Origin of the sequence: Flavobacterium cheonhonense (genome assembly GCF_035671315.1) — a bacterium.
GTDB classification, from domain to species: Bacteria; Bacteroidota; Bacteroidia; order Flavobacteriales; family Flavobacteriaceae; genus Flavobacterium; species Flavobacterium cheonhonense.
On record NZ_JAXAVY010000001.1, the window covers coordinates 718,954 to 731,715 of the forward strand.

Annotated in this window: 12 protein-coding genes; 6 read left to right on the plus strand and 6 right to left on the minus strand. The window is 39.1% G+C overall.

The window, feature by feature from the left end; translation table 11 throughout:
• Positions 1-55: 55 nt before the first annotated feature.
• The 4 genes from SK086_RS03195 to purN form a co-directional block, all read right to left on the minus strand.
• Positions 56-1,954 (minus strand): amidophosphoribosyltransferase, encoded by a 1,899-nt coding sequence (locus SK086_RS03195; RefSeq protein WP_324689681.1) that lies wholly within the window; start codon positions 1,952-1,954, stop codon positions 56-58.
• Positions 1,955-2,030: 76 nt separating this feature from the next.
• A complete protein-coding gene (locus SK086_RS03200) occupies positions 2,031-2,957 on the minus strand; it encodes a PfkB family carbohydrate kinase (RefSeq protein ID WP_324689683.1) in 927 nt (308 codons plus the stop codon).
• A 67-nt stretch (positions 2,958-3,024) separates the two neighbouring features.
• Positions 3,025-3,504 carry a ribonuclease HI gene (gene rnhA, locus SK086_RS03205; protein ID WP_324689685.1) on the minus strand — a complete coding sequence of 160 codons (480 nt, stop codon included), beginning with the start codon at positions 3,502-3,504 and terminating at the stop codon, positions 3,025-3,027.
• Between the two features lie 11 nt (positions 3,505-3,515).
• Positions 3,516-4,085, minus strand: a complete 570-nt coding sequence (gene purN / locus SK086_RS03210) for a phosphoribosylglycinamide formyltransferase (protein WP_324689687.1) — start codon at positions 4,083-4,085, stop codon at positions 3,516-3,518.
• Positions 4,086-4,262: 177 nt separating this feature from the next.
• Here purN and SK086_RS03215 point away from each other — a divergent pair, with 177 nt between their 5' ends.
• The 6 genes from SK086_RS03215 (at position 4,263) to SK086_RS03240 (ending at position 9,517) form a co-directional block, all read left to right on the plus strand.
• A complete protein-coding gene (locus SK086_RS03215) occupies positions 4,263-4,499 on the plus strand; it encodes an acyl carrier protein (RefSeq protein WP_007137004.1) in 237 nt (78 codons plus the stop codon).
• 178 nt (positions 4,500-4,677) lie between these two features.
• Entirely contained in the window at positions 4,678-5,931 is a 1,254-nt protein-coding gene (gene fabF, locus SK086_RS03220; protein ID WP_324689724.1) for a beta-ketoacyl-ACP synthase II, read from the plus strand.
• Positions 5,932-5,938: 7 nt separating this feature from the next.
• Positions 5,939-6,682 (plus strand): ribonuclease III, encoded by a 744-nt coding sequence (gene rnc, locus SK086_RS03225; protein WP_324689726.1) that lies wholly within the window; start codon positions 5,939-5,941, stop codon positions 6,680-6,682.
• 115 nt (positions 6,683-6,797) lie between these two features.
• The gene (locus tag SK086_RS03230) at positions 6,798-7,283 is read left to right on the plus strand and encodes an IPExxxVDY family protein (protein WP_324689728.1); all 486 of its coding nucleotides are present in this window, start codon (positions 6,798-6,800) and stop codon (positions 7,281-7,283) included.
• A gap of 5 nt (positions 7,284-7,288) precedes the next feature.
• Positions 7,289-8,719: a pyruvate kinase gene (gene pyk / locus SK086_RS03235; protein ID WP_324689730.1), complete on the plus strand. Its 1,431-nt coding sequence runs from the start codon at positions 7,289-7,291 to the stop codon at positions 8,717-8,719.
• Positions 8,720-8,761: 42 nt separating this feature from the next.
• Positions 8,762-9,517: a Bax inhibitor-1/YccA family protein gene (locus tag SK086_RS03240; RefSeq protein ID WP_324689732.1), complete on the plus strand. Its 756-nt coding sequence runs from the start codon at positions 8,762-8,764 to the stop codon at positions 9,515-9,517.
• A gap of 49 nt (positions 9,518-9,566) precedes the next feature.
• Here SK086_RS03240 and dinB read toward each other — a convergent pair whose 3' ends face one another.
• A complete protein-coding gene (gene dinB / locus SK086_RS03245; RefSeq protein ID WP_324689734.1) occupies positions 9,567-10,649 on the minus strand; it encodes a DNA polymerase IV in 1,083 nt (360 codons plus the stop codon).
• A 1-nt stretch (position 10,650) separates the two neighbouring features.
• Entirely contained in the window at positions 10,651-12,678 is a 2,028-nt protein-coding gene (locus SK086_RS03250) for a recombinase (protein ID WP_324689736.1), read from the minus strand.
• Positions 12,679-12,762 lie beyond the last annotated feature (84 nt).

The following is a 12,762-nucleotide window of genomic DNA, read 5'->3' on the forward strand; positions in this document are numbered from 1 at the left end:
AAAAATTCAGACGAAATGCAACAAAAATCGTTTAATGACAAAAAATGTTAAAATTTTAGTAAGCACGAGCGTCTTTACCCTCATAGAAATTCATAAACGCCCTGTTAACCACGCGGTTACCACCCGGAGTTGGATAGTCGCCGGTGAAGTACCAATCGCCTAAATTTTTCGGACATGCCAAGTGTAAATTGTCAACGGTTTGGAAAATAATCTTTATTTCTGCTTTAATGTCTTCCGGATGTAACAGTGCTGCTATTTTGTTTGAAATTTCCGTATCGGTGAAAGGTGCGTAGATTTCGGTTACAAAGTTTACGACTTCGGTATCATTCAGTTTTTCTTGTGCTTTACACTTTTTATAAACGTCGTCTACTATGTGGTATTGCTTTCTTTCTTTTAGCAATTCTATCGCGGCTTGAAATGCAATTAAACCCTCAAGTTTGGCCATATCGATTCCGTAACAGTCCGGATAGCGAATTTGCGGCGCTGACGAAACTACTACTATGCGTTTCGGATTCAAACGATCCATCATTCTTAAGATGCTCTTTTTTAAAGTAGTGCCGCGAACGATACTGTCGTCAATAATTACTAAATTATCGGAAGGTTGGATTACTCCGTAAGTGACATCGTAAACGTGTGCTACTAAATCATCGCGACTGCTGTCTTCGGTGATGAAGGTTCTGAGTTTGGCGTCTTTAATAGCAATTTTTTCAGTTCTGATTTTGACCGACAGTATTTCTTCCAGTTTTTCTTTGGTCAATGTTTTGCGGTTATTCAAAATGAATTGGTTTTTTCTGTGGTTCAGAAAATCATTAGCCGCTTCAATCATTCCGTAAAAGGAGGTTTCGGCCGTGTTTGGTATGAAAGAGAAAACGGTATTGTCGGTATCGTCGTCAATGGCTTCTAAAACGGCCGGCAAGATTAATTTACCCAGTTCTTTTCTTTCTTGGTAAATTTCAGCATCACTGCCTCGTGAGAAATAGATGCGTTCAAACGAACAGGCTTTTTTGACGCTTGGGGTGATAATTTCCTGTTGGGAAACACTTCCGTTTTTTTTGATGATAAGTGCATTTCCGGGAAGTAACTCTTGTACTTTTTCAAAAGGTACATTAAAAGAGGTTTGAATCACCGGTCTTTCCGAAGCTACGACTACAATTTCTTCGTCTTCATAAAAATACGCCGGTCGAATTCCTGCCGGATCGCGAAACACAAAACTGTCGCCGTGACCTAACAATCCTGCCATGGCATAACCGCCGTCCCAACCTTTAGAGGCGCGTTTCAAAATTTTGGCGATATCAAGTTTTTCGGCAATTACAGGAGAAGCTTCTCTTTTCGACAAGCCGTTGTTTTTGCATTCTTGGTATAAATCGGTGACTTCGTCGTCAAGGAAATGGCCAATTTTTTCCATTACGGTTACGGTATCGGCTAATTCTTTCGGGTGCTGTCCTAATTCGACCAAACTATTGAACAATTCGGTTACATTGGTCATGTTGAAATTCCCGGCTACAATTAGATTTCGGTGCATCCAATTGTTTTGACGCAAAAACGGGTGTACACTTTCGATACTGTTTTTGCCGAAAGTACCATAGCGAACATGTCCCAAAAATAATTCTCCTATATAAGGTAGATTTTCTTTCTGCAGATCTACGTTGTCTTGGTATTCAGGATGTAACTCTAATTCTTCGTTGATGCGATCATTGATTTGATCAAAAATATCCTGTATGGGTTGTGCTTTATTAGAACGCACTCTGCTAATGTAACGTTCGCCCGGTTCTACATCAAACTTGATAGAAGCAAAACCGGCACCGTCTTGACCGCGGTTGTGTTGCTTTTCCATCAGCAAATACATTTTTTGTATGCCGTAAAAAGCCGAACCATATTTTTCTTTGTAAAAAGCTAACGGTTTCTTTAATCGTAAAAGGGCAATTCCACATTCGTGTTTAATGGCGTCGCTCATAGGTTGTTGTGTTGTTGTAAGTTGTATGTTAAGGGTATTTAAAAACAAAAATGCCCCGAAAATTCGAGGCATAAAGTTATTGTAAATCTATTTCAAATTGTGTTAAAGCTTTGAATTGTTTCAAGCGCTTGTTCACTTCTTCTTTGGTTAGTTCGAGCATTCTTTCGGTTCCGAATTTCTCTACACAGAAAGACGCTAAGTTAGAACCTTGAATGATAGCGGTTTTCATCGTTTCAAAAGAGATATCACCTTGCTGGGTAATAAAACCTGCAAAACCACCGGCAAAAGTATCACCGGCACCTGTTGGATCATACACATCAGCTAATGGTAAAGCCGGAGCGAAGAAAATGTGTTCGTTGTGGAAAATTAACGCACCGTGTTCTCCTTTTTTAATCACTACATATTTTGGACCCATAGTGTGGATTTTAGCCGCTGCTTTCACTAACGAATATTCTCCTGATAACTGTCGTGCTTCTTCATCGTTGATGGTAATCACGTCAACACGTTTAATTACGTCTAACAATTCCGGCAAGGCACAATCCATCCAGAAATTCATAGTATCTAAAACCACCAATTTCGGTTTTTGTGTCATTTGGTTTAAAACGCCGGTTTGTACAATAGGATGTAAGTTACCCAACATTACCACATCGGCATCTTTAAAATGATTCGGCACAATCGGATTGAAATCGGCCAATACATTTAACTCGGTGGCCAATGTATCTCTCGAATTCATATCGTTATGGTATTTACCGCTCCAGAAAAACGTTTTGCCTTCTTTTACGATTTCTAAACCTGAAATGTCAATATTTCGGGCTGTTAGTAAATCTAAATATTCTTGAGGAAAATCGCCGCCAACTACGGATACGATAGCCGATTGTAAGTTGAAGTGCGAAGCAGACAATCCGATAAAAGTACCGGCACCGCCCAAAATCTTATCTGTTTTTCCGAAAGGAGTTTCAATAGCGTCAAAAGCTACTGTTCCTACTATAAGTAATTTGTTCATTCTTAGGGTTTCAAATTAAAGGCGCAAAGATACAGTTTTCCTTTAAAAGTTTAAAATGGTTTGAAGCTTAAAAAAGTTTCCCTTCTTCTCTTTCATAAAAATCATCAACCGAAAGTTTTTCTAAACCTGAGGCATACACCGCCAGTTCATCACAGCGTTCGTTTTGCGGATGGTTGTTGTGGCCTTTGATCCATTTAAAATCGACTTGATGCTTACGATAAATTTTGAGGAATCGCATCCATAAATCCGGGTTTTTTTTCCCGGTGAAGTTTTTCTTTTCCCAACCGAAAACCCATTTTTTCTCCACAGCATCCACCACATATTTCGAATCGGAAACCACCAGCACTTTCATGTTGGGTTGTTTGAGTTTTTCCAAACCAACAATCACGGCTAATAATTCCATTCTGTTGTTAGTTGTGTAACGAAAACCTTCGTAGAATTCTTTGCGATAGGGTGTGCCAACCATTTCCATGACTACGCCATAACCGCCGTTTCCGGGATTTCCTTTGGCAGCGCCGTCGGTGTAGATGTGGACTTGGTGACTCAAATGAAAAGGGATTAGGGATTAGGGATAAGAAGTTTTTCGATAACTATAGGGAAGTATTGGTGTTCCAATTCATGTATTTTGGCAGCGATTTCCTCAGGTGTTTGGCATTCTTCAATGTTGACAGAAGTTTGGAAAATAAATTCGCCTTCGTCGTAATGCTCGTTCACGTAATGAATGGTGATGCCGGTTTCTTTCTCCTTGTTTTCCAAAACAGCTTTGTGTACGTGCATACCATACATGCCTTTGCCACCGTATTTAGGCAACAGCGCCGGATGAACATTGATAATTTTATTGGGAAATTGAGCAATAATATGTTCCGGGAATTTTAATAAAAATCCAGCTAAGACAATTAAATCCGGTTGTATTGATAGCAGTTTTTGTAAAACCAAGTTGCTTTCTAAGTCGTTTTTGCTGAAAACAAAAGAGGGAACGTTGTGGTTTTTAGCTTTTTCCAATACTTTGGCCTGCGGATTATTGGTAAACACACCGGCTATAGCTATCAGCTTACTATTTTTAAAATGCTGAATGATATTTTCAACATTAGAACCGTTTCCTGAGGCGAACAGCACAATTTTTTTCATTTGTCAAGCCTGAAATTAGAGTACAAAAAAAAGAATAATTACGCTATTTTGAGGTATAAGAATGTAAGATTTTGAAATTATTTTTTTACTTTCGTAGTTATATTTAGTAACAAAAAGGTTGTTATAAAATAAAGTTTTTTATTTTTGCCAACAATTTAAATTAAAAATCTAGAAATTATGTCAGACATTGCATCAAGAGTTAAAGCGATTATTGTAGACAAATTAGGCGTTGACGAAAACGAAGTTGTAACTGAAGCTAGCTTCACCAATGATTTAGGTGCTGATTCATTAGACACTGTTGAGTTGATCATGGAGTTCGAAAAAGAATTTGATATTCAAATCCCGGACGATCAAGCTGAAAACATTGCTACTGTAGGTCAAGCTATTTCTTACATCGAAGAAGCTAAAAAATAATAAATAAAACACCCGTGAAGAATCTTTATTTTTCGCGGGTTTTTATTATTTTTACTGAAAAGATTAAACTTGATTGATATTCAATCTTAAAAATATTGAAATACCCCTGTCTCTTTAATGATCAATTTGAAGAAAACATGGGTATTATTTGTTTAAATACAATTGTAAAAAACACATTATGGCATTAAAGCGAGTTGTAGTAACAGGTTTAGGTGCGTTGACACCCATAGGGAATTCCATCGAAGAGTATTGGGATGCTTTGGTTAATGGGAAAAGCGGAGCAGCGCCCATCACCTATTATGATACCGAAAAACACAAAACAAAATTTGCCTGCGAAGTAAAAAACTTCAATATCGAAAATTATATCGACAGAAAAGAAGCTCGCAGAATGGATAAATTTGCCCAATATGCCATTGCTGCCAGCGAAGAAGCTATTAAAGACGCCGGTATTACCAAAGAGAATGTAAATAAACACCGTGTTGGTGTAATTTGGGGTGCCGGAATTGGCGGATTGGAGACTTTCCAAGAAGAGGTAATGAGTTATGCTGCCGGAGACGGAACGCCAAGATTCAACCCTTTCTTTATCCCGAAAATGATTGCCGATATTGCTCCTGCTCATATTTCTATGAGAAATGGCTTTATGGGGCCTAATTATACCACGGTTTCTGCTTGTGCTTCATCGGCCAATGCCTTAATAGATGCTTTCAACTACATCCGTTTAGGAATGTGTGATGTGATCATCTCAGGTGGCTCAGAAGCTGCAGTTACCATCGCCGGTATGGGCGGATTCAACTCCATGCAAGCCTTATCGACCAGAAACGACAGTCCGGAAACGGCTTCAAGACCTTTTGATGCTACGCGCGACGGCTTTGTTTTAGGAGAAGGCGCTGGAGCTTTAGTATTGGAAGAATATGAGCACGCGAAAGCTCGTGGTGCTAAAATATATTGTGAAGTAGGCGGTGGCGGAATGTCATCAGATGCCTATCACTTAACCGCTCCGCATCCGGAAGGTATTGGGGTAATTGCTGTGATGGAGAACACTTTGCGCGATGCCGGAATGACTCCGGAACAAGTCGATCACATCAATACTCACGGTACTTCTACACCGCTGGGAGATGTGGCAGAATTAAAAGCCATCAGTGCCGTTTTCGGTGAACATGCTAAAAACATCAACATCAATTCGACCAAATCGATGACCGGACACTTACTTGGAGCGGCCGGTGCTATTGAGGCCATTGCTTCAATCTTGGCTATGAAACACGGTATAGTGCCGCCAACCATCAACCATACTGTTGTTGATGAGAACATTGATCCTTCTTTGAACTTGACGTTGAACAAAGCCCAAAAAAGAGAAGTTAATGTTGCCATGAGCAATACTTTCGGTTTCGGAGGTCATAATGCTTGTGTGTTATTCAAAAAAATACAAGACTAAGTTTAGGATGAAAATTCTAAAAAATATATTCAAAAATTCCCGTTCATCATCTGAGGACGGGATTTTTTTTACTGAAATTGAAAAAGTTATCGGATTCAAACCACAATCCATTCAGTACTATCAAAAAGCCTTTACTCATCGGTCTACCAACCGCACCGATTTAAAAGGAAACCCTATGAATTACGAGCGTTTGGAGTTTTTAGGTGATGCGATGTTGAGCGCTGTTATTGCTGCGTATCTCTACAACGAAGCACCCGCCGGAGATGAAGGTTATCTGACTAAAATGCGCTCTAAAATTGTGAGTCGAGAACACTTGAACGAGTTGGGAAGAGATTTAAATTTGATTCGGTTTGTGGAAAGTAAAGTACCGACACAACATTTTGGAGAAAACATACACGGTAATATATTTGAAGCCTTAGTTGGCGCTATTTTTTTAGATAAAGGCTACGATTTTTGTCAGAAGTTTATCCAAAAAAGTGTCATAGCTCCTTATGTAGATATAGCCCGATTGGAAGGCAAAGTCATCAGTTACAAAAGTCTTCTAATCGAATGGTGTCAAAAAGAGAAAAAGTCTTTTCATTACGACGTTTTTGATGATAATGGTAACGATGGGCAAAAATTCTTTGGCGTTAAATTAAGCATCGACAATAAAGTTGTTGCCAAAGCCAGAGCAACTTCTAAAAAGAAAGCAGAAGAAAAAGCGTCTCAAAGGGCTTATTTTGCATTTCAAGAAAAAATTAACAAAAAATAATGCAGATTCTTAAAAAGCTATAACGTTTTCGTTCATAAAATAACGTTAACACAAACTTTACTTGCTGAAAATCTGTCGCAGATGCACTATATTTACAACTTAAATTGCAATCTTTATGTATGTTCACAAATTGCATATTGCAGAGTTTGACAAGATAGATTATCAGTTAATTGCTATTCATTCCCCTTTAGAGGATTATCGATTGGCTTATTTTATCAACAAGCATTTGCCTATCAATCTTAAAAAGTGCCACAACAACATACAGATCAGCAATAAAGAAGGCGAAACGCAATTTACCCGATTTATTTTTGAAGACCATCAAGACGTTGCTTGGAGTTTGATTCAAAACCAAAACGATGCGATAGTTTCGGCTCCGTCCAACAATTTTGGGTTATTTGCAGAAAGCAGCACTGAGTTTGCACCCAAAATTTACTTGATTCCGGAGTTTAAGAAGGTCGATTATTTTTTTAAAATTGAGAACGATGAGGTGCCGATAGACCTGCCGAACATCATTAACTGTCTCAAAAAAATAGACAAAATAAGCACCGTTTACACCGTAGACGTAGCCAATATAAAATCAAAGAACAATTTAATTTTTTAAGTATAATGCCAACAAAAAAGAAAACTAAAATTGTAGCCACCTTAGGGCCTGCATGCAGTTCGAAAGAAGTAATTAAGAAGATGATTGATGCCGGAGTGAACGTATTTCGTATCAATTTTTCCCATGCTGATTATACCGATGTAAAAGAAAGAATAGATATCATTCGAGAATTGAATGATGAATATGGTTACACCACCGCAATTTTAGCCGATTTGCAAGGTCCAAAACTTCGAGTTGGTGTGATGAAGGAAGATGTAGTAGTGAATCCGGGCGATATCATCACGTTTCAAACCGCCGAAGATGTTCCGGGTTCTAAAGAGCGTGTGTACATGAACTATTTGTCTTTCCCGCAGGATGTTAATCCGGGAGAGCGCATTTTGTTGGACGACGGAAAGTTAATTTTCGAAGCCTTGGAAACCAACGGTACGACCGAAGTGGTTTGTAAAGTTATACAAGGCGGACCGTTAAAATCTAAAAAAGGAGTCAACCTGCCGCAAACCAAAGTTTCCTTACCGGCATTGACTAAAAAAGACATTAAGGATGCGCTTTTCGCTATTGAGCAAGAAGTGGATTGGATTGCACTTTCTTTTGTGAGAACGCCCAAAGATTTAGAAGAATTACAAGATTTGATAGCCAAACATTCTGCCTATAAAATTCCGATTGTAGCCAAAATTGAAAAACCGGAAGCAGTAGAAAACATCGATAAGATTGTAGCTTTCTGCGACGGATTAATGGTCGCTCGAGGGGATCTTGGTGTAGAAATTCCGGCCCATGAAGTACCGTTGATTCAGAAAAAATTAATCCACCGCGCCAAAACTGCTCGTATTCCTGTAATTGTAGCTACGCAAATGATGGAAACGATGATTACCAGTTTAACGCCAACGCGAGCTGAGGTAAACGATGTAGCCAACTCGGTTATGGATGGAGCCGATGCCGTAATGTTGTCGGGGGAAACTTCAGTCGGAAATTATCCGGTAGAAGTGATTGAAAAAATGACACAAATTATCGAAGCCGTTGAAGATTCGCCTTTAATTGTCGTGCCGCAAAATCCGCCTCACGTTAGAACCAAGCGATTTATTACCAAATCTATTTGTTATCACGCGGCGACTATGGCCAACGACATCAAAGCCAAAGCCATATCAACCTTAACCAATAGTGGTTATACCGCGTTTCAAATTTCTGCTTGGCGTCCTAAAGCACACGTTTTAGTGTATACTTCGAACAAGCGAATTTTAACGCAACTGAATTTGCTTTGGGGTGTGAATGCCTTCTTTTACGATAAATTTGTCAGCACCGATGATACCGTAGACGATATCAACCAAATGGCCAAAGACAAGGGCTACGTGAAAAAAGGTGATATGATGATTAATCTTGCCGCAATGCCGGTGGCCGATAAAGGAATGGTAAATACGTTAAGGGTTTCTGAAATAGAATAATTTTTAGTATTTTAGCCACAACCATCTTTAAAAAGAAATAAAATGAATTCAAACAATCCGTTTTTCAAAACCAAATCATTCACCGAAAACAATGAAACGGTGCACGAAGCCGTAGTGATTGATTACAATAACACCATGACTGTTTCAGGAACCATCAACAAGAGTTTCCTGATGTTAATTCTTTTAATCGCCAGTGCTTCCATCACTTGGATGATGACATTGAGCGGACAAAACCCGGTAGTGTTAACCATCGGTGGTGCTATTGTTGGATTTGTGTTGGTGTTAATTGCCGTATTTAAACCGCAATATTCTACCTTTTTAGCTCCTGGTTACGCCATTTTCGAAGGATTATTTATTGGTGGTCTTTCAGCCATTTTTGAGGTAATGTATCCCGGAATTGTAATCCAAGCGGTGAGTTGTACTTTTGTGACTTTCATGGTTTGCTTCGGTTTGTACAAATACGGAGTAGTGAAAGTTAACGACAAATTCAGATCGGTAGTAATAGCGGCTACTTTAGCGATTGCTACTTACTATTTGATTTCTTGGTTATTGTCGTTATTCACTAGTTTTACGCCAATTCACCACGGTAATTCGATGATCAGCATTGGTATTAGTGCGTTTGTAATTGTAATCGCAGCTTTGAATTTGTTCTTAGATTTTGACCAAATTGAAAAAAGCGCTCAAGAAAGAATGCCGAAATACATGGAATGGTACGGCGCTATGGGCTTAATGATTACCTTAGTTTGGTTGTATGTTGAATTCTTGAGACTATTATCTAAATTGTCAAGCAGAGATTAAGGCTTTCTTATAAAAATCAAAACCAGCTTTCGGGCTGGTTTTTTTGTGCTTAAAACTCAAACTTCAACTGCACGACAACCGTCTTTTTAATTTCTGTATTTAGGTTATTCAACGAAATGCCCAACAATCGCACCGATTCCTTCATCCGTTCTTGAAATAAAAGCTCTTTGGCGGTCTCGAGAAGCAATCCTTTATCAGCAATAAAGTAAGGCAAGGTCTTGCTGCGAGTTTGGGTCGTAAAATCGCTGTATTTGATTTTGAGGGTTACGGTTTTTCCGGAAATGTTGTATTTCTTCAATCGGTTTTCCAGTTCGGCAGCTATGCGTTCCAACTTTTCTACCATAAAAATTTCCGAAGTCAGGTTTTCGTTAAAAGTATGTTCCGCGGCCACCGATTTCGCAATTCGATTGGGTTTTACCGCACTGTTGTGAATGCCGCGAACAATGTTGTAAAAATGCAAACCGCTTTTGCTGAAATGTTCTTCCAAAAATTCTTTCGATTTCGACTTCAAATCTTTACCGGTAAAAATGCCCAAATGGTACATTCTCTCGGTGGTGACTTTACCAATACCATAGAATTTTTTGATGTCGAGGTTTTCCAAAAAAGCTTCTACTTCTTCCGGATTCACAGTTTTTTGCCCGTTGGGTTTGTTGTAATCACTGGCAATTTTGGCCACGAATTTATTCACTGAAATTCCGGCAGAGGCTGTCAAACCTACTTCTTCAAAAATCCGTTGCCTGATTTCCTGTGCGATTAAAGTCGCACTCGGATTACCTTTTTTATTCTGAGTTACATCCAAATAGGCTTCGTCCAACGATAGCGGTTCGACTAAATCGGTGTATTCGTGAAAGATTTTGCGAATCTTTTTGGAGATTTCTTTGTAGCGGTCAAATCGAGGGCGAACAAAAATCAAATCCGGACAATTGCGCTTGGCTTGAATGCCACTCATGGCCGAACGAACACCAAATTTTCGTGCTTCATAACTTGCCGCCGAAACCACACCACGAACTTCGCTGCCGCCAACGGCTAAAGGTTTGCCTTTGAGCTCTGGATTGTCCATTTGTTCTACCGAAGCGTAAAAAGCATCCATATCGATGTGTATGATTTTTCGATAAGTTACCTCGGCTTCCATTTTACTTGTCTTTTACCGGGAAGAAAAAGGCCATCGGACGCGTTTTGAAATACGCCCAAGTAGCGCTGAATAACAGTTTTAACTCCGAAAGCGGAATATTGCGGGAACGGAATGCCAATCCCAACGACAACGAAAAACTAACGATGAAGTTCACAAAACCAATCAATCCAATCCCGATGATTCCCCAAATAATTGTTGGCCAATCCACAAAAAAATCAGCACCGTACAAGCCTAAAGCAAAGTTTCCGGCGGCAAAAGTAATGTGGCGAATGTCGAGATTCAGTCCGAGAAAAATCCCCAACGAAGCCGTACTCCCCAAAAACACGCCAAACCAACCGTTGGAAACCACACCGGGCCAGTGATTTTCAAACCATTTGGCAATAGCATTGGTTTTGACAATCCCTAAATTTTGTTTTAAAACCGGATGTTCTTTGATGCGATAGTAAACTTGATTGTGTTTGTTCCTATTCGATACATTTCCTGAAATAATGCCGGAGAGAAACAAAAACACACCGGCAATAGCGGCATGAAATAAAGCTGCCGAGTGCACCGGAGATAAATCGTATAACAGTTTCGACGATTTTTCAAAGGCAATATTGTAGTCCAATAAATAATCAATAAGCCAAATGCCTAACATGGCTACGGGAAAGGCCATAAAAACATTGCCTACAAAGGCGATAAATTGCGAACGAAACAAACGGGCAAATAGTTGGGCAAACGAACCGTGTTTGTTTTCTGAATTACTTTGTTTTTTCATCCCGCTTTCTAAAGCTTTTGTCAAGGTTGCAGCTGTCATGGCCGGTTGTTTGGTGGCTAAAGTATAACCCATCAAATAAATGGCGATAAAACCCAGCGAATAATTCAAACTGTAATAAAAAGCATGACCAAAAGCACTGGTTTCTATCTTGGAAAACAATATTTTAAGGATACACAAAATCCCAACGATAAATCCACCGCCAACCGCTGCTTTAAACATGGAAAAATACTCGGAGCGACTTTCAGTAATGTAATGTTCTCCGGTTTTGGCTGTATGTTGTGTGATTTCATAGGAAATCAATTGGGTACTTTCGTTGATTAACTGGCGGACATTGTTCTTTTGACAGTTGTATTTAATCAGTCGTAGCAACAGTAAAATGGAATTATTTTTTTTGTCTGAAGGTTTGTTAACGACTAAAGTAGAAATCAAGACTTTCATTCGGTGCAACTGTTGTCGGATGCGGAGCAAACTCTGATTTACTTTCAACGAAATGCCGAATTTCGAACTGTTACCGAAAGCTTTATCTACATATTCCTCGCATTGTTTGTGCAGGATAATCAGTTGCTTGTAGTTTAAATCTTCTGAAACAATATAATGTGGTTCGCTTTTTCTGATTTTGGACAAAATACTGTTCAGTTCGTTTTCAAACGCTACAAAAGGACTTTCCAAATCATCGTATTCGGGTACCATTTTAATCACATCGGTTTCCATCGCTCGTCCGCTCATTCGTTGCGAAATTAAACCCATAGCGTTCATGACTTCGGCCAAAACCGATTGTTCGGCCACCGATTCATAAATGGTTTCTGTAGCGATAATATCAAACAGTTGTTGCAATTCTTCAAACGGAATACGGGCTATCCAAATCGGATCCGAACTTTTAAAAAACACTTGATTCAGCACAAATTCCAAAGTGTCTTTTTCCGGTTGGAAAGGTAAAATTTTGGCAAAGATTCGTTTTTTGACTTCATAAGTAAAGTCGGAATCCCTTAAAATTCCGGTGTCGGAAAGCATTCTGCCGAATTTTCTTTGCGAAAGCGCTTCACCCAAATACAGTTTGAATTGCGCCGTCATATTCGGATTTGTTTCTAAATACTCTAAGAGAGGCTTAATACTAACCACATTCTCATTTTTGGGATAATCAGGACGAAAAAAACGAACTAAATCCACCAAAAAAAGCAAACGGTCATTAGATTGATAACCGTTTTGGTCGAAGTACAACCTAAATAAATCGGTTAAAGTTGTAATTGGTGTCTTATTGCGGTACAATTTCATCCCAAGAAGGTTAGGCGGTTAAGATTCTTGTAAAAATACAATTTTCAAGGTATATATTTCTTAACTTGCTCCTAAATATGACTC